14 protein-coding genes and 1 pseudogene are annotated in these 25,514 nt (G+C 59.1%); 7 read left to right on the top strand and 8 right to left on the bottom strand.

Annotated elements, in window-relative coordinates; translation table 11 throughout:
* Nucleotides 1–1,319 precede the first annotated feature (1,319 nt).
* The 4 genes and pseudogenes from CK220_RS32445 (at nucleotide 1,320) to CK220_RS11740 (ending at nucleotide 9,199) form a co-directional block, all read left to right on the top strand.
* Nucleotides 1,320–3,209, top strand: a complete 1,890-nt coding sequence (locus tag CK220_RS32445) for a DUF3320 domain-containing protein (RefSeq protein WP_245429136.1) — start codon at nucleotides 1,320–1,322, stop codon at nucleotides 3,207–3,209.
* A gap of 86 nt (nucleotides 3,210–3,295) precedes the next feature.
* Nucleotides 3,296–4,556, top strand: a pseudogene (locus CK220_RS11730) (DNA repair exonuclease).
* Nucleotides 4,553–8,023: a YhaN family protein gene (locus CK220_RS11735; RefSeq protein ID WP_095811671.1), complete on the top strand. Its 3,471-nt coding sequence runs from the start codon at nucleotides 4,553–4,555 to the stop codon at nucleotides 8,021–8,023. Before CK220_RS11730 ends, CK220_RS11735 begins: the two are co-directional and overlap by 4 nt.
* A 135-nt stretch (nucleotides 8,024–8,158) precedes the next feature.
* Nucleotides 8,159–9,199, top strand: a complete 1,041-nt coding sequence (locus CK220_RS11740) for a hypothetical protein (protein ID WP_095811672.1) — start codon at nucleotides 8,159–8,161, stop codon at nucleotides 9,197–9,199.
* 170 nt (nucleotides 9,200–9,369) lie between these two features.
* Here the strand turns inward: CK220_RS11740 and CK220_RS11745 are convergent, their stop codons facing one another.
* From CK220_RS11745 to CK220_RS11770, 6 genes are all read right to left on the bottom strand, one after another.
* Complete coding sequence (locus tag CK220_RS11745; RefSeq protein ID WP_095811673.1) at nucleotides 9,370–9,708, bottom strand: hypothetical protein; 339 nt, start codon at nucleotides 9,706–9,708, stop codon at nucleotides 9,370–9,372.
* Nucleotides 9,709–9,810: 102 nt separating this feature from the next.
* Nucleotides 9,811–11,568 (bottom strand): DUF262 domain-containing protein, encoded by a 1,758-nt coding sequence (locus CK220_RS11750; RefSeq protein ID WP_095811674.1) that lies wholly within the window; start codon nucleotides 11,566–11,568, stop codon nucleotides 9,811–9,813.
* A gap of 250 nt (nucleotides 11,569–11,818) precedes the next feature.
* Entirely contained in the window at nucleotides 11,819–12,067 is a 249-nt protein-coding gene (locus tag CK220_RS11755) for a hypothetical protein (RefSeq protein WP_095811675.1), read from the bottom strand.
* Between the two features lie 92 nt (nucleotides 12,068–12,159).
* The gene (locus CK220_RS11760; protein WP_095811676.1) at nucleotides 12,160–14,097 is read right to left on the bottom strand and encodes a DUF3732 domain-containing protein; all 1,938 of its coding nucleotides are present in this window, start codon (nucleotides 14,095–14,097) and stop codon (nucleotides 12,160–12,162) included.
* Nucleotides 14,094–14,579 (bottom strand): three component ABC system middle component, encoded by a 486-nt coding sequence (locus CK220_RS11765; protein WP_095811677.1) that lies wholly within the window; start codon nucleotides 14,577–14,579, stop codon nucleotides 14,094–14,096. Before CK220_RS11765 ends, CK220_RS11760 begins: the two co-directional genes overlap by 4 nt.
* Complete coding sequence (locus CK220_RS11770; protein WP_095811678.1) at nucleotides 14,576–15,778, bottom strand: ABC-three component system protein; 1,203 nt, start codon at nucleotides 15,776–15,778, stop codon at nucleotides 14,576–14,578. Before CK220_RS11770 ends, CK220_RS11765 begins: the two co-directional genes overlap by 4 nt.
* Nucleotides 15,779–16,803: 1,025 nt before the next feature.
* Between CK220_RS11770 and CK220_RS11775 the strand changes: the two genes are divergently transcribed.
* Nucleotides 16,804–17,805 (top strand): ATP-binding protein, encoded by a 1,002-nt coding sequence (locus CK220_RS11775; protein WP_095811679.1) that lies wholly within the window; start codon nucleotides 16,804–16,806, stop codon nucleotides 17,803–17,805.
* Between the two features lie 3 nt (nucleotides 17,806–17,808).
* Nucleotides 17,809–20,289, top strand: a complete 2,481-nt coding sequence (locus tag CK220_RS11780; protein ID WP_095811680.1) for a S8 family peptidase — start codon at nucleotides 17,809–17,811, stop codon at nucleotides 20,287–20,289.
* Nucleotides 20,290–20,577: 288 nt separating this feature from the next.
* On the opposite strand, the gene CK220_RS11785 is transcribed toward CK220_RS11780, so the two are convergent.
* On the bottom strand, nucleotides 20,578–21,699 hold the full coding sequence (locus CK220_RS11785; RefSeq protein ID WP_095811681.1) for a DUF3800 domain-containing protein: 1,122 nt from the start codon (nucleotides 21,697–21,699) through the stop codon (nucleotides 20,578–20,580).
* Nucleotides 21,700–21,974: 275 nt separating this feature from the next.
* Between CK220_RS11785 and CK220_RS11790 the strand changes: the two genes are divergently transcribed.
* The gene (locus CK220_RS11790; protein ID WP_095811682.1) at nucleotides 21,975–22,997 is read left to right on the top strand and encodes an IS110 family transposase; all 1,023 of its coding nucleotides are present in this window, start codon (nucleotides 21,975–21,977) and stop codon (nucleotides 22,995–22,997) included.
* An 894-nt stretch (nucleotides 22,998–23,891) separates the two neighbouring features.
* Here the strand turns inward: CK220_RS11790 and CK220_RS11795 are convergent.
* Nucleotides 23,892–25,511: a GNAT family N-acetyltransferase gene (locus CK220_RS11795; protein ID WP_095811683.1), complete on the bottom strand. Its 1,620-nt coding sequence runs from the start codon at nucleotides 25,509–25,511 to the stop codon at nucleotides 23,892–23,894.
* Between the last annotated feature and the right edge of the window lie 3 nt (nucleotides 25,512–25,514).

Here is a 25,514-nt window from a genome sequence, read left to right on the forward strand (position 1 = left end):
CCGAGATCGTGCGTCTCCTTGACGTATTGATGAAGGGGCAAGCGGCAGCCGCAAGGGTTCGTGATGGCGACGCCTTTGGTCGCTCCGCCTTCGGCGCAGATTGGCGCCGGGAGAAATCGTCGTCGGCACCGCTCTTAGCGCTGGTGGAATGGATGCGGACGCTGAGGGGGCTTGGGTCGGAACCGCGACTTATTGCTGGTCGTATGGCAGAGCGCTCTGAAGCGGGCGCGCGGGCGCTCCGAGTCCGCAAGGTGATCGATATCGGCCGGCCGATGATCGAGGGTTTCTGGAATGATCTTGGCCACCTTGCGCCGTCCATCCTGGGTGACGTGGCTTCCGCGGAAAGGGCTTCACTACAGCTGATGGAAGAGAAGGCGCGCTCCGTGGCTCAAGCGGACGAAGCGTCTCAAGGGGTTCTGGCCGGCGTGCCTGATCAGTTGTCGGATCGGCTGGAGCTTGTACGGCGCCTGGGCGCTCTACAAAATCTCGCTCGAGAGATCGATGCGGCTGAAGGCCTTGGCATATCCGCATTCGGCTCTTCTTGGCTTGGCCGAGGATCCAATTGGGCCGCGCTGACGCAAGCCGAGCTATGGTTGAAAAATAACAGCGCGCTCCAACATCTGGCCGCGCGTCTGCCTGACAGGGCCGAGATCGCAAAATCGGCTTGTGCGACGCGGGAAGCGACCCAAGCCGCGGCGTTGCAATTGAAGGCGCTCGCGGAGGACTTGAAGGCTGATGTTTCGTCATTGTTCGGAGTTGACGATTTCTCGGAGGTTTCGATTGCCGAGTTGATTGCTCGATTGGAGGGGTGGGTTGAGCACCAGGAGCAGCTCTCGAAATGGGTTGCCTACGAAGAACGGTCTGAGAGCGCCCGCAGGGCCGGGCTAGGACAGTTGATCGACGGCCTGGCCAACGGCCAGGTTCCGACCGCATCGGCGCGGTCGGTCTTCGACATGGCCTATTACGAGAAGATGCTGACGGCGATGGCGACGAAAGAGCCTGAGCTCGGCAGGTTTGACGGCGAGCTGCATTCCAGGGCGGTCCGCGACTTTGCTGATTTGGATCGGCAAAGGATCAAGGCTAGCGCCATTGAGGTCGTGACAGCGCATCATCGCAAGATCCCTTCAAGAGATGGCGGAGCTGGACCCGTCGGGTTGCTTCGGTCTGAAATGGCGCGCAAAAGGGGGCACATGCCTATCCGGCAGTTGATGCTGAGAGCAGGGCCTGCCGTCCAAGCGCTAAAACCCGTGTTCATGATGAGCCCACTTTCGGTGGCGCAGTTCTTGTCGCCCGGTCGGATGTCGTTCGACCTGTTGGTCATGGACGAGGCGTCTCAGATCCAGCCGGTGGATGCGCTCGGCGCAATTGCCAGGGCGAACCAGGTGGTGGTCGTCGGCGATGAACGCCAACTGCCACCGACGACCTTCTTCGCGAAGATGACCGGCTCGCAGTCTGAAGACGACGATGGCGAAGGCGCGCAGGTCGCTGACATCGAAAGTATCCTGGGGCTTTTCACGGCGCGTGGTTTGCCGCAGCGCATGCTTCGCTGGCACTACCGCAGTCGCCATCAATCGCTGATTGCCGTGTCGAACAGTCAGTTCTACGAAAACCGGCTGTTCATTGTGCCGAGCCCCTATACCCAGGAGGCCGGCATGGGGCTGCGGTTCCATCACGTTCCGGACGGAGTGTTTGATTCAGGCGGGACTGGGACGAACCCGATCGAGGCACGGGCCGTAGCAGAAGCGATCATCCGCCACGCGAAGTCGAATCCGCAAGAGTCTCTTGGCGTTGCCACTTTCTCAGTTAGCCAGCGTCGTGCGATTCAAGATGAGCTTGAAGCGCTGCGGCGGCTAAATCCCGATACCGAAGACTTCTTCCACGCCCATCCAAGTGAGCCGTTTTTCGTCAAGAATCTCGAGAACGTTCAAGGCGACGAACGGGACGTGATTATGATCTCGGTGGGTTACGCTAAGAATGCCCAGGGCTACATGGCAATGCGGTTTGGTCCACTTGGTTCGGAAGGCGGCGAGCGCCGCCTCAACGTCCTCATAAGCCGTGCCAAGCGTGCCTGTGAGGTGTACGCGTCGATAACAGACGAGGACATCGACCTTGAGCGCGGAAAGGGTAAGGGGGTCTTCGCTTTCAAGCTCTTTTTGCACTACGCGCGGACCGGGCGCATCTCGCTCGCGCAGACGACGACCCGCGAGATGGATTCAATCTTTGAAGAACAGGTAGCCAACGCATTGATTGCGCGAGGCTATCAAGTCCACGCGCAGGTGGGCATCGCGGGCTTCTTCATCGATCTGGCAGTAGCCGACCCGGAACGGCCAGGACGTTATCTGCTCGGTATCGAATGCGACGGTGCTGAGTATCATTCCTCACGCTCAGCCAGAGATCGGGATCGCCTGCGACAGGCCGTGCTCGAAGACCATGGCTGGATCATTCATCGCATATGGAGCGCTGACTGGTTCCAGCGTCCGCGCGAGCAGCTCGAACGGACAGTGGCAGCTATCGACGCTGCAACCAGAGAACTCGCTGAACGGGCGGAGTTGGGAAATCAGCGAAGCCGTGCCGCGGCGGTACAAGTCGTGACGGTAGACCGAGGCAACGTAACCGAAATGGGCTTGGAAACCGGGAACGGAGCCGCGGTACCTGATCGAGCCTACGCGGAGGCCCGTGTCCAAAGACCGGCCGGACAATTTGAGCTTCACGAGACACCCACCGGCCTCCTGGCTGGGCTGGTCGAGCAGGTCGTGGCAGCCGAGACGCCAATCCATCTTGACGAGGTGGTCTCGCGTATCCGGGATGCTTGGGGTCTTCAGCGGGCCGGCGGTAGGATCCAGGACGCAATTGAGCGTGGCCTGATTGTCGCCGAGGGGCGTGGAGTGGTGGCACGTCGAGGCGACTTCTGCTTCAAGCCTGGCGCCGCTATTCAGCTACGCGACCGCAGTGCCGTCATGTCCCCTGGATTGCGTAAGCCCGAAATGATCTCGTCGGAGGAAGTTGCCCAAGGAGCAATCGAGGTGGTGAGAAGCAACCTTGGGGCTACGGAGGACGAAATCGCGACCAGCGTTTCGAGGATGCTGGGCTTCAAAGCCGCCAGCGCGCAATTGAGGCAATTGATTTCGTCGGCGGTCGCCGGTGCTGTCGCGAATGGATCGTTGCGGTACCAGGACGGATTGCTGATCGACGGCGCAAACGGTCAGTGAGATATCAGCGACAACGCGAGGGCGGCCGCAGCACCCCGCTAGATCTGACGAACCTTGGACTACGTCAGTCCTGGGCTGGAGGCTGAATGGCGTTTCGATTTGTCCACACGGCCGACGTCCATCTGGATTCACCGCTGCGCTCGCTAGCGCTGCGAAATCTCGAACTTGCGGAGCTCGTAGGCGACGCCAGCCGACAAGCCTTCATCTCCATAGTCGATTTGTGTCTTGATGAACGGGTGGATGCGCTGGTCATTGCTGGCGACCTCTACGATGGCGATCAAACCTCGATGAAGACCGCCCGATTCGTGGCGACACAAATCGGACGGCTGCATCAGGCGGGTGTCAGGGTCTTCAAGATCCGCGGCAACCATGATGCCCTCTCTCGCATCTCAAAGCAGCTCGTGTTTCCGGACAGCGTGACCATCTTCGGCGGCCGCGCCCAATCGGTATTGCTGAGTTCTGGCGGTCTCGACGTAGCTTTCCATGGCCTGAGCTTCGCGCACCCTAAGGCGCCAGAAGGCCTGTTGCCCAAGTACCCGATAGCTCGAGACGGCGCGATTAATGTGGGCATCATGCACACCAGCCTGGCAGGCTCGCCCGGTCACGACGTGTACGCACCCTGCAGCGTTTCCGACTTGCACAATCATGGTTTCGACTACTGGGCGCTTGGGCACATCCATGTTCGCGAAGTCTATCCAGGGCCACGCGCAACGGTCGTGATGCCGGGTATTCCGCAGGGCAGGGATATCAATGAGGCCGGCGAGAAATCGGCGACGCTTGTGACGATAAGTGATGACGGTTCCGTTGAGATCGAGGAGAGGCTGACCAGCGTCGCGCAATTCGAACGTCTCAGCGTCGATCTTACCGGAACCGTTGAGTGGCGAGAAGTCGTCGTGCGTATCCGCGCGGCGCTTGAAGAGCTGCGCTCCAATGTCCGGTCGCGGCACGTTTTGGCTCGAGTGAATTTGACCGGAGCGTCCCCATTGTCGTGGCAGCTCATTCGCGACAGGGACCTCCTTCTTGCCGAAGCGCAACAGGTGGCTGGACAACTGAGTGGCACGTGGATCGAAAAGCTCGATCTCGGCGTCGTTTCGCCTACGGCCGAGGTAGCCGAGGACACTGCCGATCCCATTTACGAACTCGCCGCGTCGATGCGCGGCGATGCCACGTCGGAGGCGTTTCGGGCCGAGGCGAGGGCGTTCATTCAAAAGACCCTTGCCGAACTTCCGGCGGAAGGGCGACTTTGCTGGCAAGAGCGAAGCGGAACTCGAGCTTTTCCTCGATAGAGCGTTAGCGAAGGGCATTGATCAGGTCACCGCACGTCTCAAGGCCGGAGCATCGTCATGAGGCTGCGACGCCTTGAGCTCATTCGCTATGGGAAGTTCACGGACCGGACGATCGACTTCGGACCGAAGCCCACATCCGGTCCGGATCTGCATATCGTCTTTGGCCTCAACGAGGCCGGCAAGTCGACCGCACTTGCGGGTTTCCTTGACCTCTTGTTCGGCATTGAGGAGCGCAGCAAATACAATTTCATTCACGAGTACAGCGCCATGCGGCTCGGCGGGGTGCTCGAATTGCAAGGTGTGGAGCAAGCATTCACCCGCACGAAACAGCGGAATAATTCGCTCCTTGACGCGACCGGGAAGCCGGTCAGCGAGATGGCGATCACGGCACATCTTGCCGGCCTGTCTCGCGATGCCTACGAGACGATGTTTTCGTTGGATGATGACACGCTGGAGGCCGGCGGAGAGGCAATCCTGGAGTCGCGCGGCGACCTCGGCAAGCTGCTGTTCACCGCCAGTGCTGGACTTGGACATGCGACCGAAACGCTGAATGCGTTGGAGGCAGAGGCCGACGCGCTGCATCGCAAGCAGGCCCAAGGCACGGAGATTGCGCTGCTCAAGAAGCGGCTGGCCGACCTAAAGAGCCGCAGGGACGAAATCGACACGCTGGCTTCGACCTATGAAGGGCTAGAGTCCGAACGTCGAGAAGCGGCACAGCAGTACGAGAGCATAGTCAACGAACGGGCGGTTCTGGTGGCGCGGCTCGAGGCGATCGCACAGTTCGAGCGCGCGCGACCGATGCTGGCGGATATTCGGCGCAAGATCGTGCAGTTGGAGGCGTTACCGCAGACCCCTTCACCAACGCGGACGTGGACAGGCTCGATAGCTGAGCTAATCGATGACGATGCGAGCCTCAGGACGCGTTTGGCCGGCAATGTCGGTGAAGTTGACCGTTTGATGGCAAGCATTGAGTCCGTCGAAGTGGACGAGCTGATTCTGGAGGTCTCTGAGCGCATCCGAAACTTGGCAGAGCGCAAAGTGCGCTATTCGTCGGCCGGCTTTGATCTACCCTCACGTAATGTCCAGCTGCAGATCCTCAATAATACCGTCGCAACTTGCCTAAGCGCGCTGGGGCGCACTTCCGAACGGGATCCGGGGAAGCTACTTTTGCCCGCCGCGACGGTGGGAACCTTGCGTACAATGATTGAGCAGCGGTCTGGTATCGCCACCGCGGTGGGCGCTGCGCAAGACGAAGTCGCGGCTGCGCTCGATGCGCTTCAATCAGCTAGAGAGCGAGTCGGGGAAGATAGAGCTGTGCCGGAGTCCGTGAGGGCCAAGCTTGGTTCAGCGTTATCGAAGGCCCGAGCCAGCAGTCATCTCGCCGAAATCAAGGGGGCCCGCGAAGAGGAAGACGCAGGAACAATTCGATGGGAGGAGTTACGGGCTGAGCTCGGGCCATGGGCCGGCGATGCTAGTGCGCTGGCTAGCATGACGGTTCCGAGTGCAGGGCAGATCGCATCCTGGAAGACGGCGGCAACAGATTTGGCCAAAGCCCGTTCCGTCCTCGCCGAGCGTCTTGCTGAATGCGAGAGCAATTCCGCGAAACTTGCGGCACGACTGGACGCATTTCGAGCGTCAAGTGACGTGGCTGACGACGAAGCCGCGGCAGCGAGCCGGCGCACCCGTGACGCAGCTTGGGAGACGCATAGGGCGGCGCTGACGATCGACACAGCTGACGACTTTGCTCTAGCGCTCGCCCGCGACGACGGTGTTGGCCTAGGTCGCTTGGCGAACGCGTCGCATTTAGCGGAAATGCGCGCAACGGCCAGGGCGCTTGCCGAAGCTTCGGCGGATCTGTCTCGTTTGCGCCAGCAACACGCCCAACTTGGCTGCGACCTGGAAGCCAAAATGGCTGAAGTCGGCGAGGCCGGCGGTGAGTTGCTAGGCGACGTAGTGGAGCCATCGCTAGAGCGTCTGCTAGCGCACCTGGAGGACCAGATTGAGGTCCGCACTGATGCTCTCGCTGCGTGGAGGCAGATCGAGCTGTCTCGCAAGAAGGCAGAACGGGCTGCAGAAGCAGGCGAGCAAATCCGGCTGGAACTTATCAGGGCGTTGACCAGCGTCGGAATAGCACCGGCGCCGGACGACACGCTCGAAGCTTCTATGGCCCTCGCGGAATTGTTTCTGGAGCGGCAGCGCAAGTTAGACGCGGAATACGCTGAGGCGCAGAGAACCGTGAATGGCAGAGAAGAGGACCTTGCCGTCAGACGTCGTGCCGTCGCCATGGCCGAGCGGCGCGAGGAGGAGTGGCTCGCCACGATAGGCGAGACGCTCAAGGGAACTTGGCTCGAGAATGGCGTATCGGCATCTGGCTTAAGCACTGTACTAGAACAGTTGAGCGATCTGGCCAAAGGTGTGCAAGAGCGAGACGCCCTCCAGCTGCGCATCGACAAAATGGAAGATGACAGGGCCGATTTCCTCAGCGAGGTCAGCTCAATCGCAGCAGACGTTGGAGAGGCAACGAAGGATGGAGAGGCGGAACAGTTAGCAGTTCGCCTTGGCGAGCGCCTGGATCGCGCTGAAAGGGCGCGTGACACGAAGGCAGCCCTTTTGGCCGATCTCACACGCTTGCAAGGCGAGCGCAATGTACTCGACAACGAGACTGCGATCCATGAGCGCCGCAAGAATGAAGTGCTGATCGCGTTCGGCGTCGACACCTTGACCGATGTGGCGCAGCGGGACGAGCTGCTGCGCGAGAGAGATCGCTTGCGCACCAGCGTGGCCGAGCTCGAGGATCGCCTGGCGGCTGAACTTTCATTGGAGAAGTTTGAGCAGGCCCGCGCGATCCTTGACGATACCGACTTCGAGAACCTGGCGATCGAGAAGGCGCAAGGCGAGCAGCGGCTCCAGCAGCTCGACGGCGCGCTCCAACAGCAGTTGATCCGACAGACGCGCGCGGCGGATAAGATTGACGACATTGGAGGCGACAGCGCTGTCGCCCGTCTTGACGCCGGGCGTCGCACCATTGTGCTAGAGATCGAAGAGGCAGCGACACGCTATATCGAACTCAAGCTCGGCGTCATGTCGGCCGGAAACGCTTTACGCGCCTACCGTGAGCGCCATCGGTCAGGAATGATGGCGCGTGCTTCGGAAGCGTTCACGCTGATGACGCAAGGCCAATATTCGGGCCTTACAACCCAACCCGTAAAAGGCGGCGAGGTTCTGATCGCAATGCAGCGCGACGGCCAATCCAAGGTCGCCGATGCGTTATCAAAAGGCGCGCGGTTTCAGCTCTATCTGGCCCTAAGGCTCGCTGGTTACTACGAATTCGCGCAGTTCCGCCAATCGGTGCCATTTGTTGCGGACGACATCATGGAGACTTTCGACCATATCCGATCCGAAGAAGTGTTCAGGCTCTTTGGCGAAATGGCGGGCATGGGCCAAGTGATCTATCTAACTCACCACAAGCATTTGTGCGAAATCGCCGAGGCGGTTGTGCCTGATGCGACCATCCACCAGCTCGAATAGGGTCTTCGAGCCGAGCCGTATCTTCCATTCAATCTGCTCGTTTGAACATTTGAACCTACGGTCCGCATTGGGGGAGGGGATGCCCGAGCGGAATCGTGATCGGTAAGAAAATGTCCCTTCGGCGGAGACTGACAGATGCCAGTTTTGTTCTGCAATATCGCTTGGATGAAGGACTACGGCGGGCGGAGCGTAGACGATCCGCCGCTTGGTGGTGGAGCATTTCCGAATAGGGAGGGCTTTTGCGGCGAAGAATGCAATTTTGTCGAGGCCGACGATGGCTACGTGTACGGCCACTTCGAGACGATTAAGGGCAAGTTGGATCGGCAAGTACGCATCGAGAACCTGGGCGCAGACAAGTCCGACGGTTTTGTCGACGGGGTGGACATTGTGTGGACCGCTCCGGAAGAAGGCCGAGATCCACGCATGGTTGTCGGCTGGTATCGTAATGCGCGGCTGTATCGCCGCCGCCAAGAATTCAAGGGTCGTTACCCTTCCGCTCAGCACCGGAGGGACAAGCTCAGATCGTTCATGGTCAAAACCTTGGCCGAAAACGCCTTCGTATTGCGGCCTGAAGAGCGCCAGTTTCGACTACAGCGTGGCAAAGGTTGGAGTGGCCAGGCGAGTTGGTGGTATGCCGAGGAAACAAGCGATCGCTCCGCCAGGGCGTTCGTCAGGAGGGTAAAGGCCTTCATGGATGACCCGACCGTCGCTCCCATCGGAATATCGCCCGATAGAGATCCGGGTCGTGGGAGGCCAGCTGGAGCCGCCGCAACCGAAATCTATAAGCGGTACGTGACAGAGTATGAGGTCAACGTCCACCCACAGCATCACAAGCTGCAGGAGCAGTTCGTGGCGTTTCTCAGCAAGCAATATCCGCTTATCACTTTCCCGAATTGTTTCCGCGACGACCTTCGGTTTGCGGTAAAGGGAATGCCTGAGGTGATGGTCGAGATAAAGCCCGCTGATCAGGCCACGGTTCGCTTCGCGATCCGCGCCGCCATTGGCCAACTGCTCGATTACCGGCAGCATCAGCGGTGGAGCGGTCGCCAGATCGTTCTTGTTGGCGCGAAGGTGACGAGCGAGAACGATCTAAATCTAGCGCTCGACAACGGCTTCGGGCTGGCCTGGCCCGTAGAAACCGGCGAGTTCGAGATCCGCTGGCCAGACGGACTTTGAGGTGATCGACAACAGGAGGGTAAGACCCCACTAACCTCGGTTGTCTTTCGGTGCCGGCCCCATCTTCCGCGGCGATAGTGGCGAAGGCCCCGGCTCGCTTGGCCGGGGCCTTTGCACCGTGGGTTGTGCCAGCATTCATCCGCGGGTTTGGGGCTGGGTCGAAGTGAGCACTATTTCGCCACCTCGGCGCGATATTTGAGCACCTTCGAGATAAAGAGGTTCATCGATTCCTCTTCTGTGTCTAGCCACACACTGCGGGGGTTCCCGACTGGCTCGTCAATTTCCTTCATGGTCTTGACGAAGTCGTGGGCGTAGTTGACTGCCCTGCCATAACAGGAGCCATATCCGGCCCTGACTATGATGTCGGCGGCTTCAGTGCTGGTGGTTGCAAAGTTGAATATGGCTTCGTCTACGCACCGCTCCCACTCTGTCTTAAGCCGTATAATGTCGTTCGCGAATGCCTGGTTCGCTATCAGGGTTGCAATCGCACAAAAGAGAACTCGGTACATATGTCACCCCGCCAACTTATTGACGGGGCCTACGTTATCGCCTCCGGGTTTGTCAAACATATAAGCCTCTTCCATGCAGTCTGATCTTGCCGCTCATCTAGGTTAAGGGGAGGCGTTGGTCCCGCCAAGCAGCGCGGTTAGCCTTACCCGGAGACGATCTTGGCGGGCGGTATAGAAGGCCTCGAAGGCGTCAAGATCTGCCGGCACGCTGCCGAGCTCATGGTTCGTGCAGTAGTGCTGCTGGCCGACGGCGTCAGGCAAGTGTGCGTTAAGCCATGCCGCGGGCAGGGTTGCGCGCTTCTCATTGTTGATCGCGCCATCAAGGAGTTGAAGGTTGGGTAGCGTATCCGCATGGCGAGCCATGAGCTCTGCCTGCGCATCGCTGAAACCTTGGCGCTGCAGCTTCGCCGCGGTGAACCGTGAGATCGGAAACACGTGATCAACGTGGAACTGGTTGCGAAGATCGACGAAGGGGAACAGCAGCGAGAGCAAGGGGAAGGTGCGCTTGTCTCCGTACTCCAGGTGGAGCAAATCCTCGATCTCGGCAGGCTCAAAGGTCAGAGACTTGCCACGCTGGCTCATGACTTGTCGAAGTTGATCGACTGGAAACGCTGCGGCGCCACTGGTTTGGATCACCTCCCTGAGAGCTGTTAGCAAGGTGTCGAGACCGCTGCCCCAAATGCCGGAGGCTTTGACTATTGATCTCACCAACCAGCCTCGGATCGCACTTCGATCCTCGGCAAACTGGCTATGGGTGACATAGTTTGAGGGGGCGCCACGCTTGTAAAGATAATATGCGATAGGGAGGAGAGAGCTATCGGCCTTGAGTGTCTGTCCATTCAGCCCGAAACTGGCGGCGAGTTCTACCGTTCGGACCAGCGCAGCACGGATTGCCGGCCAATTCGATTCGAGCGCCAACATGTTGGTGGTCGTGAAATTCTCCACCTTGAAGCCCACTGAAGCGATATCGGCGAGCATGAGGCCGGCTTTCAGGACAAAATCCTGGCTGAGCGCAAATCCTGTCCCGATCCTATTGAGCTCGTCGACTAATTTGTGGATCTCTGCCCTGGCATCGACTTGCTTCCACTGAGCGACTGCGATGCTGAGAAGGAGGTCCGAATAAGACAAGATCGTTCCGCCGGAGTTTAGACGAATGAAGATGTTCAGAACCCGCTCCAGATCCTGGGTTTCTTCCTCGTAGTAGTTGATCAGATTGAAGGAATTCACCACCCTATAGAGCCGATCCAAGATCGCATACGCCTGTTCCAATGAGGCGCCTTCGAGGCCCTGCTTTATCAATGCGGTGAGCATCGCAGGACCATCTTTCATGCCAAGGATCTCGGGCACTGGAAACCAATGCGCGGTTTCGTCGCGAGCTACCTGCGCATCGTCGAGAAACTTGAATCTATACCGCGCCCCGTCCTCGTCCGGTGAAGCCGAAGAGAGCAAATCAAGGCGGAGCGTCCGGACGGGAAAAGCATCCGGATTGGTCCACCATTTGTTTGGCTGCTTGATCGCCATGGACCCGCGCAGGCCGATATTCAGCGCGGTGAGGCGTTGCTGGCCATCTAAGACGGCCGTGACGCTCTGCTGGTGAAGCTTAGGGAGCTCAGGGCAGTGTGCGGCGTCCCGCTGATGGTAGTTCAGTACGAAGTCATAAAACTTGAATTTTGCGCTCGTGGCAGCTTCGATTTTCCAAAACAAGAAGGTCCCAAAGGGATAGCCCTGCATAAGACTATCGAATAGACGCTCGATCTGCTCGGGTTTCCAGACGAACTCGCGCTGGATTGCTGGAAGAACGTAGCTCTTCGTTTGTATACGGCCAAGCGCTTCGGCGATGGTACCCCCAGGCTTATACAAATTCTATTCTCCTCTTGGCTATTAGGAATTCGTCCGAATCTCGTCGGTCAATAAGCTACGGCAAGATTGTGCGAAGCTGGATTGGTACCCGGCGACGACAGCTAATGATTCTCATTGAAGTGGGCGGCTTCTTGCGGAGCTGGTCTCCGACGATGCTCAAGCACTCATGGTCGAGACTTCCGACCCGGAACCGCCTAGGCGAATGCTCGGCATAAAGTGAAGCAGCCGGCTAGGCTTCCTAGAGGGCCTCCTAAGCTGCAAACAAGACCTTTAATCTGGACAGCCTAAGACGGGCCAGTCGACGGGCGGAGGCTTGAAGCGCTTCTCGGTCGCTCTCCACCAGAAAGGACAGTGTCATCATCTCGATCAGAAATTCGTCCACGGCCTGCTCACCAATTTCAGTGCCACCTGCAAGTGAGCTCAGCAGAGCGCGAGCTTGCTCGACCGCATCGGCGCCACCGGTTTCGATCAGCGCGTCCAGCCTATTGAAGGGATCCAATTTCAGGAGTCTCCACGCGCACGCGAAGCAGGCTCAAGTACCTCAAGCCTGGATCGTCGGCACCGTCTCATATTTGTCGAGTGTCTATCCAATCAGGCTCTGAGAGGCCAGTCAGAGGGAATGAGCTTCACTCCCGACGCCTTCGTCCATCGGCCTTTTACGGCGGCGACATATTCGGGGTCTTCCTCAATGTAGGCGTGTTCGATGAGGATGACTTGAAGCCCAGCTTGGCGTGCAGTCTCGTCGAACAGGAACCGAACGATCTGCAGCATGGCCACCTGATCGTCGTCCTTCTCCATCTCTCGCAGCCGCTTCTCGTCGCCTCCCTTGGGATAGTAAGGGCGGCTGATCTGGTCGATGATCAGCAGGCCGGGGACGGGCGCTTTGATGGCCTTGAAAAGCTTCTGAAGCGAAAAAGCGAGGGCAAGATGGATCGCAAGATAATTCTGATCGGAACCGACTTCGGCCATCGCGAGGACAGCTCGCCGGGTAGGCTCAACTACCGAAATCTTCGGCGTGGACGAGAACACGACACGTGAGCCAGTAGCCGGCACCACTGTGGGAAGGTCTACAAGCATTTCGGTCGCAAAGGCGCTGACCATGTTTTCCGCGTCGCGAAGACGCTCTCTGCGCGCCTGCGGATCGACCTGATCCCTGAGGTCCTCAATCTTGGATATCAGCGACGCCGTACTCGTCGAATCCGCCTGGAAATCCTTCGCAGTTGTCTCAAGGAATTGATCGATGCGACCGACGACCCGAGCCCTTTCCTGAAGGAGAGACCCCGTCTTCACAGACTCTTCCTCAACCCGGACGAGCCCACTGAGCTGTGCCTCGACCTCCCTAAGGCGGCTGTATTTGGATCCGATCAAATTCTCGATGTGTCCCGAATGATCGTCGAGACGTGGGCGCATCCCTTCGATCGCGACAACTTCGTTTGCGACAATACCCAAGGAATTGCGAATCTGCTCGGCCATCGCTTGGCCAACGCTATTTTGTGCATCGCATACCGGACATCGTTTGTCGTCGAGCTTGAGGTGCTCAACGAGCCTCAGCTTGTGAGACTGTCCTGACACCGCAGTTTCGTAGCCGGTCGCCTCGCGGATGGTCTGCCTGAGCAACTGCCGCTTCGCTCTCAGCGTCTGCAATTCCGAAACAAGCCCGCGCCGCTCGTCCTCCAGTATCGCGCGAGCCTCAGAGTCCCTCATGTCGTTCGAGGCGACTCCGCTACTCGCGACGCCGGCGAGCTGGTCCAGGAGGATTTTGTCGGATGCATCGGGCGACGGCAGTTCGGCCACGAGGCCGACTCCTTGCGCTTGGGTCAACAGCGCCATCGAGCGCTGCGTCAAAAGACTCTGGCTCCGCTCCTGCGCTTCGTTTTCCCGTTCGATTTTCGCTAGCGCGGCCTCAAGCTGCCGGAGGGTTCGGGCGGCAAGAACGCTCGCCTGATCGACAGCGCCGAGAAAATAGGGGATCGTCGCTTTGATGTCCCGTGCCTTTTCAGGGCGGTTTAGATCATGCAGGAGCGTCTCCCTGCTAAGGATGACGTCTCCCGACACGAAGAGGTAAGGCGGTATGTCACGGATCGTCGCGCGGCCCTTCTCGGCCTTTGCGGCGACGGCTGGATCGTCAGTGTCTTGAATGCCGAACGTCTTTTCGATCATCGCACGAGCGGTGTCGCGGTTGGTCGGTCCCTCAAGTCCTTCGGATGTATCCGGAAGCTTGAGGTTCCGGCCTGTCCGTACATACATCTGATTTGTGCCGGTTCCTGCCTTCGGAATCTTTCTACCGACGATGAGGCCGCTATTTCCCTGCGTCCAGTGTATGGCGACAGCCTCGGCGTGGTTGCGCACGAAGAACGGTAGCTTGCAATCGCTTGAGCCAAGGCAGTAGTCGATTGCGTCGATGATCGCGGACTTGCCTGTGCCTGACGCCCCCGTGATTACGTTGACTTTGTCGGTGTCGAATTCAAGCGTCCTGCGCCTGCCGCCGTTGCCATAGAATGCAATTTCACGAACGTTCCAACGGTTCACGGCGCCACTCCGAATGCTGAAAAAATTGTCCCTGCCGAACCCGCTTTGCCCATCCAGGTACCCAGGCGCTCCGCCCGTTTGACCGCGCGCTTCGGGCTCTCGGGGAGATCGGTAACCGGTGCCGCTGACGGCCGCCTGGGGCCGAGGCCGAGTGTCGCGTCAGCGCTAAGAGAAAGCGCCCTTGCGCCAAGTCCGAACCGTAATGCGGCGGAGACTATTTCCTTCGAGGCGTCGAGCCTGGCGCCTAGATCCACAAGAACATCGGGATATCGGTTGAGCCATGACATGAGTCCGGTGGTGGCGGCTGTCTCTTCGAAGGACGCTTCCAGTTCATCAGATAGCGCTAGGGGTAGGGCAAGGTACGCAAGTGCGAGCTCCGGAGACCTTCCCGAAGCTGCGTCGAATTTTCGACAGAAGCCAACGAGACCGAATGTACCAAAGGCAGGGTTCGTCTCCGCGAACAGATCATAGGCAATGTTCATTTTTTGAAACCCAGAAGAACGAAATAATCAGGATGCCAGCCCACTCGACCGTCGATCGAAAGGAGATGATATGTGCCTCTGACATAACTTGGCGCTGTGACGCTCGTCGCGAGGTATTCGATCTTGTCCGGCGCTTCGTAAAAGCTCCACCTGAGTAGCTCGCGTCCTTTAATCCTTTTCACTTCGTCGGATTGTTCGCCGCACTCATCGCACATATCGGCGTGCTTATAGGACCACTCCTCGGCCAGGCGGTCGTCGTACTTGGAAATCCTCTCCTGCCAGGTTGGATTTTCGGTGGACCACCGCGACCGCGATTCACGAGCCCGCCATTCGTTGGTGACTGCTCTCTGAATCCACGTCTCAGTGCCGCCCACCAAGCTAATTTGATTCTCGACCATGGGATGCGACCGATAGGTGTCTGGGGGAAGTTCCGCGGCAAAATAGTCCACGAGGTTGTCGTGCTCGATATCAGCAACGATCTCCATATGTCGCTTCACGATCTCGAACCGATGAATCGCCTTGTCGCGCTTCCCACAATGCGCATGGAGGATCTGACGATTCCACCATTCCACCATAAGCGCCGCCACATGGAGTTGATCCTTCGCGAGGACGGACGTCAGCCTTTTCGCGAGGTCGTCCTCGATGTGCCGGATGTTCTGTTGGCCTGGCATCAAGCGAACCCTGGAGAGGATTTCGGCCTGCTGGTCATCGGAGAGTTTGAGAAATGCTTCGCAACCTGCAGCGCGCTTCGCATGGGGAAGCGGCTTGATCCCTTTCGCTTGCGCGTCTGCTCTTTCCTGAATGACGCGGTGTGCTTCTTCTTGGAGGGCGATTTGAAGCTGGTCCCGGTTCTCAGCTTCGTCGAGAAGGACGTTGAGTGGAGAGGTCGGCGATATATCTGCCACAGTGATGAGATGGAGCGACGTCTTGGACAGATCCAAGTCCGGGAGGACGTCAATCCAAGCCTTCAACGTCTTCCACACGTTGACGCTCGCCACGGTGACGGCGTCGGGCTTCGTCGAAAGCGAATGCTTGAGCTGCTCAAGGATGGTTTGGCCATTAACCTCGAGAACGACGTCGTCGAGCGTCTCGAGATAGATCACTGCTTCGAAACTTGACTCGTTCCAAAGCCTCAGGAGAGCGTATTGGGCTTGATAGAGGAACCCCAGGGCGGAGGCGTCTGCACTGTGAGCATTCATGTTGGTCAATTTCGATCTCGAGGAAGCAACCGTCTATCGGTGTTTCAAAGAGGTTGCGCTCCCGAATCAAGGCGTCACTATCCGTAAGTTGTGGAAAGTTTCTCCATTCAACTCTCCAGACAAGGGTATAACCAAATGGCCAAACCTTTTGACAAGGCGGCCGGCAATCGTTCCGCACCGGTCGAGCGCCGCAGCCAGCCCCCTCAAATGGTCGGCCGGCTTGCACCTATGCAGGTAGGCCCTCGAGATCGGTGAACCTTTGATCGGTCTCGCCAACGGCATGACTGAGCGTAATTGAAAGCATGCCTGAGAGGCCTCTTGGAGCTGCGGCAATCCTTTGGATGCTTCAGAAGGTCACCTCCCAACCCCGTCCCCACATACGGACGTCGTCCGACTGCGTGCTTACCCGATAGCCTCGCCCTCGAACTTGTCTGGGCCGAGCGCGCTCCAGGGATCAGTGTCGAGGAAATCAACGGGTTTTCGGCAAGTGCCAGCGCCTCGGCGGCAGCCAGGTCCTCCGCAGACGGGTGCTTTCTTTTCCGCATTCGGCAGGGCAATCCAGTGGGCGTAGCCCAATGCCCGGCGCAACCAGTTCGAGTGCGCCGATGTGTTTGATGCGCCGGGCACGGGCAATGTTCCGCGCCTCAGTGTGAAATACGCATTTCACACTGAGGGCCTTTCCAAAGGATGTTGCAGGTCACTCGGTGACGCCTATGTGACGGACTTTGCCAGGCCCATGGTAGCTTTGCGCCTGATCTCGGACATTGATAGATCAAGTATTCCCTGAAAGCGGACATTGCCGGACCGGACGGAGCTTCCATGCTAATCGAGTGTATCTCTGATCTGCCGTTGTTCTTGATTTGTTCTGCATTGAATATAAACTGTCGACTTGTCCCTTGGATGGAGCGGGGTCGCACCCTGGTGCTTGTAAAGCAATGGTGACCGAGGATAATGAATTGTGGACGTGCGCTGCCATGCCTTCAAGGCGAACTGGCGCTCGTCTATACAGGACATAGCGAGGAGACGTGTCCAATACCAAACAGATTCTGGCAATGCTGAGAAGTCGAGCCGAGGGCGACGACGAAATGTTCTTCTCCATTGCCCTGCAGGTTGCAGCAGCGGAAGCGCGGCAGGGCCACCGCAGCGCAGCCGAGGAGTTGCGCGCGGAAGTGGAGAAAGCCCGTGCCAGCAAGGCACGCGGAGCTGCCGTGCCGATCGCTTTTGGCGCGCCACGCGGCAATCTTGAAGGCCTGCTGGAACTTCGCGAGCCGCATCTGAAACTCAAAGACGTCGTGCTGGACGCAATGGTTGTGAAGCGCGTCAGCGATATCGTGCGCCAGCAACGCCGACGCGACTGGCTGCGCGAACATGGCAAGAAGCCGAGCCGACGCCTGCTGTTTGTCGGCCCGCCCGGCTCCGGCAAGACCATGTCGGCCGAGGCGGTCGCCGGGGAGTTAGGGCTGCCTCTATTCGTCATCCGTCTCGAGCAGTTGATCTCCCGCTTCATGGGCGATACGGCAGCAAAGCTCCGCGTGGTGTTCGACGAAACGGCGAAGCGTAGGGGCGTGTATCTGTTCGATGAGTTCGACGCAGTCGGTGCGCATCGCAGCGCCACCAACGACGTTGCGGAAATGCGCCGCGTATTGAATTCCTTCCTGCAGTTCATGGAAGAGGACGCCGCGACCGACAGTGTCATCATATGCGCCACCAATCATCCAAAGATGCTCGATCGGGCACTGCTGCGGCGCTATGACCAGGTTCTCGAGTTCTCCGCGCCGACAAAGGAGCAGATCAAGGACATCATTTTTCGCAATCTGCGCCCAATGAAATCGCCGCGGCTGGCATGGACGAAGATCCTGACGGCAGCCGAGGAACTTAGCCAGGCAGAGCTGGCGCGAGCTGCCGACGACGCCGTCAAGGACGCAATTCTCGACGAGCGGGGCGTCGTCGGTACCGACGATATCTTGATGCGTCTTGAAGAGCGGCACCGCATGCGCTCGGCGTTCCTAGACGCTTCGAAGCTCTGATGCATGCCAACACGCTTCACCCTACCACATATCAATATCTCTGAGAGGCATACTTCCAGCGCCTATACCGGCGAAGGAGCCGGCCGCAGCAACAACGTTCGCATCCGCGAAGAGCACGCGATCAAATTGAAGCACGAGCTTGATGCGGCACTCGCAGTCATCGACCAACAGCGGCCCGCCGATCCGCGACTGCCTGCGCCACAAGGCGGATACATCGAAGTCGAGCTTCGTCGGGGCTCAAATCCCGACATCCTCGAGCGGCGTTCTATTGGCTTAAGGCCAGGTGCCGTGAAAGATCGGCAAGCCGCACGTTTCGTTGGTCTCTTCGTTCCGGACGAAGCGCGAGACGCCTTCGCTGCCATCCTTGAAGATTACCGGTCCGGACCGCTTACGCCGAAAGGGCGGCAGCCTCCCCACAAGAACATGATTGAGCCGATCGAAGCCTTTCGTCGCGCTCGACTTGAGACCTTATGGACGGACGACGCCGACGCACTGCCACTCGATCCGCAGCATCAAATGTGGTGGGCGATCTGGGTCCCGCGCGATCGCGAAGATGAGCTCGAGGAGGTCGCTCAACGGCTGGGCCTGCGCGCCGGAGCGCGCGATCGTCGCCTGAAATTTCCCGAGGTGGTGGTCATTCCCGTATTTGCAAGACGGGCCGAGATCGAATTGATGATGTACGCCACAGGCGTCATTGTCGAGTTGCGCCGCGCGACGGACAATCCGACTTTCTTCGTTGATGAGGTTCGCGAAGAACAGCACGATTGGAATGAGGAGCTTGCCGGCAGGATCAGCTGGCCGGGACTGGATGTCCCTGCCGTGTGCCTTTTCGACACAGGGGTCAATCGCGCCCATGCACTGATCGAGCCAGCTCTTGCGGCCGATGATATGCATGCCGTCAGACGCGGATGGGGCCCTGACGACCATGACAGCCACGGGACCGCCATGGGTGGCATCGCCTTGCATGGCGATCTCACGATCCCGCTCGGCGACACCGAAGCGCGGGTGCTTACCCACCGCCTGGAATCCGTGAAATTGCTTCCGCCGGGAAGAGCCGATCCCAACGATCCGAATTCCTATGGAGCGATTACCCAAGCCGCCGTCGCCTTGCCGGAAATCCAGCGCCCGGATCGGATGCGCGTGTTCTGTATGGCCGTCACTAATGATGGCGTCACTGGCGCCCAACCATCGACCTGGAGCTCGGCCCTCGATCAGGTAGTCGCCGGAACCATGCCGGGCGACGACGAGAACTCGCCAAAACGGCTTGTCGTCGTCGCGATCGGTAATACCGAGCCGGTGATGGAGGCGCGGCTATGGTTGACCAATGATGCCTATCCGGCCCAGGACCCTGCGCAGGCCTGGAATGCACTGACGATCGGCGGGTATACGGACCTCGATCAGATCGAAGGTCAGGGGTACGAGGATTGGACACAGTTGGCTGAGGTGGGTGCACTCAGTCCCCACAGCCGCACGAGCGTCGCGTGGGGTACACGCACGCCGATCAAACCCGAATTGGTCATGGAAGCGGGCAACCGCGCTCTCAGTCCGAGCGGCCGCGATATCAATACGCTCGATTCGCTTTGCGTTCTTAGCACCGGCCGCGATATCGGCCGCGCGCCACTCGTGCCCTTCCAGGCGACCAGCGCCGCTACCGCGCAGGCTGCACGCATGGCCGCGCAACTCACAGCTGCGCATCCCGACTACTGGCCCGAAACCATCCGCGCGCTCATGGTGCATAGTGCAGAATACACCGAGCCCATGAGAGCCGCCTTTGCCGCGGAACCAAATCTACGAAACCGCTACGAGATTGTGCGGCGCTTTGGGTACGGCGTGCCTGATTATGATCGGGCTGCGGCATCGGCCCGCGATCATCTCGCACTTATTGCGCAGACCGAAATCCAGCCCTATCGCTTAAAGGGCGGCCGTAAGTTCAATGAATGCCACTACTACAATCTGCCGCTGTCAGCCGCCATTCTCGAGGAGCTGGACAACGAGCCCGTCGACCTAAAGATCACGCTTTCGTACTTCGTGGACCCCAATCCCGGGTTCGCCGCGAATGTCGATCCGCTGCGCTACCAGTCCTTCGGCTTGCGCTTTGACCTACGGCGCAAAGGCGAGAGCCTGACCAATTTTAAGCGTCGAGTAAATGTGGCTGAGCGCGAACAACCCAAGCAGCGTGCTCCTCGCCACCCTGACGACAACCGCTGGCTGCTAGGTCCCGACAGCGTTTCCGCAGGATCGCTGCATTGCGACATATGGAGCGGCCCTGCAATCGATCTGCTCGGCCGCGACGTTTTGTGCATTAAGCCTGTTGGCGGCTGGTGGAGGGATCGAGCGCGCGCCGAGATCGTTAATCAGCGCACCCGATACGCGTTAGTCGTGACGCTGAAGGCCAGGCGAACCACCATTGATCTGTACACCCCGATTGAATTGGCCCTGCGACCCGATATCCAGGTTGGGAACCAGATTACGATCGAACGTTGAAACTGGAATTTCCGTATGGGCGGCCTCGCTGCTCCCTTCATGTTATGGGAATGGGTCTTGTCCGTTATTTCTCGAAATTCCTAGGCTCTGTTTCCTACGTTGAGCTTCGCTGCCTATCCTGGCGACGGTCGGTCTGCGCCGGTTTCCCGCGCCCATCAGAGCGGCAGGGTTCTTCTCGGGGACCCGGCTCCAGGTACGAAGCCGGGCGGAAGATGCCTTTGCCTGTACGCTGAGGGCAGCGTTCTAAGCTTCAGCTCATCTTCCCTGCAGCGGCTCGCCGCGCAAACCTTAAAGGGCGCTCACCACTTTGCGGCGTTTCGCTTCCGCTTCCTCGAGGATCGTCGTCAATTCCGCTGGCAACGGCTTGTCCGGTTCAGGCAAATGCGCGATATGCCGCCAGCGTTTGTCGAGCGCCTTGAGCGATACCTCATCCGTCATGCCGCGTTTGGCCTGTGACCAGAAGAGAGCAGCGAGCTCAGGCGATATCTGCTTCTTGTCCTCCATGCGCTTTGCCAGCCAGAGCGTGATATCGACCAGCTCCAGGCCGGCGCTTTGATCCCCAGGCACGAACACAGGTGGCGTTTCCGGCATATTGGAAAAATCCATCTTCGGCATGCCCGGGCCAAGATCACTCTTATGGCCGCGCAGCCTGCGATACCATTCCGCCAGTTCCGCCTGCGCGCCATTAAACTCGGTCTGCCGGTCAACCGTAATCCGATGGACCGGGCGCTTCTGTGCCCCCGCCTGCATGGCGATCGCCTGCAGCACCTGCTGGAAGCCGATCAGGTTCGGGGATATCTGCAGGGTCGATTCGTAGTTGCTCGAGCCGAAGCTGATCTCTTTGGGGTTCGCGCGCGCCCATTTGATGGCACCGGTGATGAGTTCCCGCGAACGCGCATCGGGCAAACGGCCGATCCTTTCGAGGAGCGTCGCGTATATCTTCTCGAGCTTCTCCTCGCAGCGCGCCGGGTTCTGTTCACGGCGGGCGCTCCAGGCTTGCTTTGCCAGTTCCTCATCGAACAGGTGCGCTACCTTGAACAGCAGGACATACCGGAGCGGGGTCCAGTAGTGGTGCCACGGCAACGCCTCGTTCAGCCCTGAATCGAACACCTGATCGAAGAAAGTGATGATGGCATGGTCCGGCTTCGACACCCGGTAGAGCGAGAACCGCAGATCGTTCTTCTTGCTGAAACGCGCGATCCGCTCGGCGATCGGCGTCAGCCGCCCGACGCCCAGCTCGTTAGCGTGGATGCGCTTGACGCCCAATTCCTGGCGCAATGCCTTCAGCAGGGGTTCAGCAATGACGTCTAGATTCCCACGGCTGCCCAGCACACCATAATAGAGTGTCGGCTGGGCAGAATCGAACAGGTTCTGTCCGGTGTTTCCGCTTTCATCAACAAAGAAATACATGGTCTGTATCCTCGAATGCAAAAGCTATAAGTAAAAGGCGCGGGAATATCACCGGGATTGCGGCAAAATTGGGGTGTCAGGAGATTGCCGCCCGCGGGCGGCTGGGCTTTCTTGAACCGAGCCAATGTTGGGGTTTTCAGCCTTGGGCTTACGCCACCCAATTAACTGGCAGCGCAAATTCCGGGCCGAAGCAGACCGTCCTCTGTCGATGCGGTGGACGGCTCTCCTCCCGCCCAGCGGTATGATCGTGGGGCCAGAACTGGAGGAGATCTACGATGGGCAACGTTACGACGATTGGTCTGGATATTGCGAAGTCAGTGTTTCAAGTTCACGGTGTGGACGCGTCGAGTGAGGTTGTCGTTCGCAGGAAGCTGACGCGCGGGCGCGTGCTGGCATTCTTCGAGAGCCTGCCACGTTGCTTGGTCGGAATCGAAGCCTGCAGCTCCTCGCACTATTGGGCGAGAGAACTGATTGCACGTGGCCATGATGTGCGGCTGCTGCCGGCACAGTATGTGAAGCCTTATCTGAAGCGGCAGAAGAATGATGCTGCAGATGCAGAGGCGATCTGCGAGGCAGTCACCCGGCCGACCATGCGCTTCGTGCCAGTGAAATCACCCGAGCAGCAAAGTGTGATGATGCTTCACCGGGTTCGATTGATGCTCAACCGCCAGCGGACACAGATATCGAACGCGTTGCGAGCGCACCTATCCGAGTTCGGAGTCGTGGCGCCGATCGGGCGCAATAGGATCGAACAACTGCTCGTGGTCGTCAACGACGAGAACGACATCAGGATACCAGCTGACGCGCGGCTATGCCTGCGCATGCTCGAGGCACAGCTCAGGGTCGTGAAGAAGCAGATCCTTGAAAACGATCGTAGGGTTCGAGCGAGTGCGCGTGAGACCGAGGTCGGCCGCAGGTTGATGGAAATCCCAGGCGTCGGCCCGCTGCTGGCGAGCGCATTCGTAGCGACCGTCGCCGATGCGCATGCGTTCAAGTCGGGGCGCTGTCTATCGGCCTGGATCGGACTCGTGCCGAAACAGAACTCAAGCGGGGGCAAGGAGAGGCTCGGCAGCATCTCCAAGGCCGGCAATCGCTACCTGCGGCAGTTGCTCGTGGTCGGCGCGATGGCGGTCATCCGCTACGCCGAACGGAACGGGACGCGGAGGCCATGGCTCGTGCAGTTGATGGCGCGGCGAACAGCCAAGGTTGCGGCGGTTGCGTTGGCCAACAAGACCGCCCGGATGGTTTGGGCATTGATGACAAACGGCGAGCGCTACAGGGAGCCGGTCATAAACTGAGACCAGGCGAGCGATCGCCGACGAAGTTGGAAAGGGCGGACAGGAGCTAATGCACAAAGCCGGTTGAAACCGCCGGATAGGAAAACCCACTGGGGCCGTGCACTTCAAGTGCGAGCTTTCGATCGGGACCTGAGCCGCGCGAATGGCATTATGGCCAGCGGCGCATGAATGCCGCACCTTCAGGTCGGATACATGGCCGCACCAACCAGCAACCACAGAATGCTCCAAAGATCCCCTTGCCAACGGAGAGCCGTCCATACACGGCCCCAAATTGGACATCCGGCGGTGCACCAAGGAGCGGCAGCTACCGCGCCAGTACGCCGCCCGGTCAGGGAGGGCTTGGGCGCTATCTGCCAGACACCAGCAGGTTCGCCTGAGAATTGGGTTCGAGCGAATCAGCGGCGGAACCATACGGGACGATACGGGAAAGATCTCGATTTGCGCTCACGAAAAGATTAACAAAATCAAAGGTTTGAGGTCGTCCTCCGGGCCCACCAAATCCATCGCAACGACCCGGCCTATCGATCGTCGGGACGTTGCAAAATAGCCATACGCAGGGTGGGAAAGCCTGAATCAACCAAGAAGCACGGAGCCGCCTCGACGTTGCGCGGTGGATTGTCGATGCCTTAGGCCTAAGCAGCGGCAATCGCCAACTGCGAGTGTGCTACAATCTGTGACACCTATTGTGATACAAATAGGACGCCGAAAAGGAAAAACTGAAGTAAAAACAATGGTATAGGCAACTACCCGATCCCAGCCAACGGTACCACCGGCTTCAGGGTCGAAAAATACCATTAAATTAAGGATTTGGCGTTTGGCTGCAGACACGGCCGGACGCCGTCGAGCACTCGCCGCCTAGTCTCAGGCGGGTGCGGCTGCGAAGAAGATCCCTGCCTAGGTGCCGACGAGCTCAAGCGGCAGGCTTGCCTTCGTAGGCTCCAGTTTGATGTAGCAAGGGTTCGCATCGTCCTTCAGCTTCTGCAATTGCAGGCGTGTCTTGGCGCGAAGGACGGGGTCGATAGGTTTGTCGACTGTCTCCTGCACCGCGCTCAGGATCTTCGCCGCCTCCTCGATCTGCCGGAGCTGCGCCAGGCAGCGGCCTAGACCATACTGCGCGCCGGGCAGGTCGGGATTGAGCTCGAGCACCTTGCGGAAGGCGTCGGCGGCGTCCGCATGCCGGCTGAGCAGCTGAAGTTCGATGGCAAGCCTTGACCAAGCCTTGACCGATTTCGGTGTGATCTCCACGAGCGATCCGAAAGTATCGGCCGCCGACCAGTGGTCGCCTTTCGCGGCGAGCAACTGGCCCAATCCGTAAAGCGTGCGCGGATGGCGAGGGTTGACTTCCAATATCTGGCGGTAGCCATTTTCGGCGTTGGCAACGTTGCCTGCTTCGTGGAATTTGGTCGCCTGCTCCAGCACGCTTCCGACGGACCTCTCGTCGATCCGGTCGCCGAGATTGCGGCCGGTCCTGGTCTTGACCAGGACGCAATGGATGGTGGTCTCCTCCACGCCGTAGGAATACTTGTACGGCTCGTTGCCGCGCAGGAAGTCATAGCTGCGGAAGCCCTGCTCGATCGCATGGCGAATGCAATAGCCATGCAGCACGAGCCCGGACGGGATGTCGTTGGCGGTCTCGTCGCGTCCCGCGAGATGGAACAGCATCGTCTTTTTAACTCGGTCGACCAGGAATGCCAGGCCCCCGAGCGGCTTGTCGCCCTGCCACAGGATCGGCAGGAACAGCGTCCCGCTTTCAAAGGCGTCCTTGAACAGGATCCGGTTGGACCTGATTAGGCCGGGCAGGAGGTTGCCCTTCCGCGGCGCCCATTTGATCCGCCACATTTCGAGGATGATGCCGATGTCGCGATCTATCGTGGAGGCGTCGGCATGGGTGATGCGGAACTCGCCGGATCCATCGAGCTTGCGCAGGAAACGTCTAATCTTCTGGCGCGTGTTCGAGCTGGTCTTTTGTTCGAGATAGCTGTCCCAATCGCCTGGCAGTGCGGCGGCCGGGCAGATGCAATTGTCGACATTGTCGGTTTTGTTGACGCGCGGCATCTTGTGGGCCGTCAGCCGCTTGTCGGCGAGGTTGTCGATGAGCAGGCGCCGTCGCTTCTCCGACATGCGCAGATTTTCGAGATGCAGCTTGGCCCAGTTCATCTTCAGAAGATGCCTGGCAAGAGCCGGGATCGCGCGCTCGGCAAAGCCCGGGGCGCACAGGATGCCGGCATAGTCGGCCGCATAGTTGCCGGCCATGTTGATCTCGTTGTGGGAGACACCGGTTTTCTTGTTCAGCCTGGTGCGCAGCCGCAGAGGCAATAGGGCGACATAGGGAGAGCCTGGCGGCCCCGAGCGTGCCGCCAAGACGGACCAGGCGTCTTCATAGCGTCGCATATAGGACGACAGGAACGTCCAGGAGAGGAAGAACTGCCCTTCGGGATCCTTTTGGTAGAGATCATCCCAGTTCTCTCTGAGCCGGTTCAGTTCCTCCCTTTTCGTGATGACGTCGATCTGCATGGC

The organism is Mesorhizobium sp. WSM3860 (genome assembly GCF_002294995.1).
GTDB lineage: Bacteria > Pseudomonadota > Alphaproteobacteria > Rhizobiales > Rhizobiaceae > Mesorhizobium.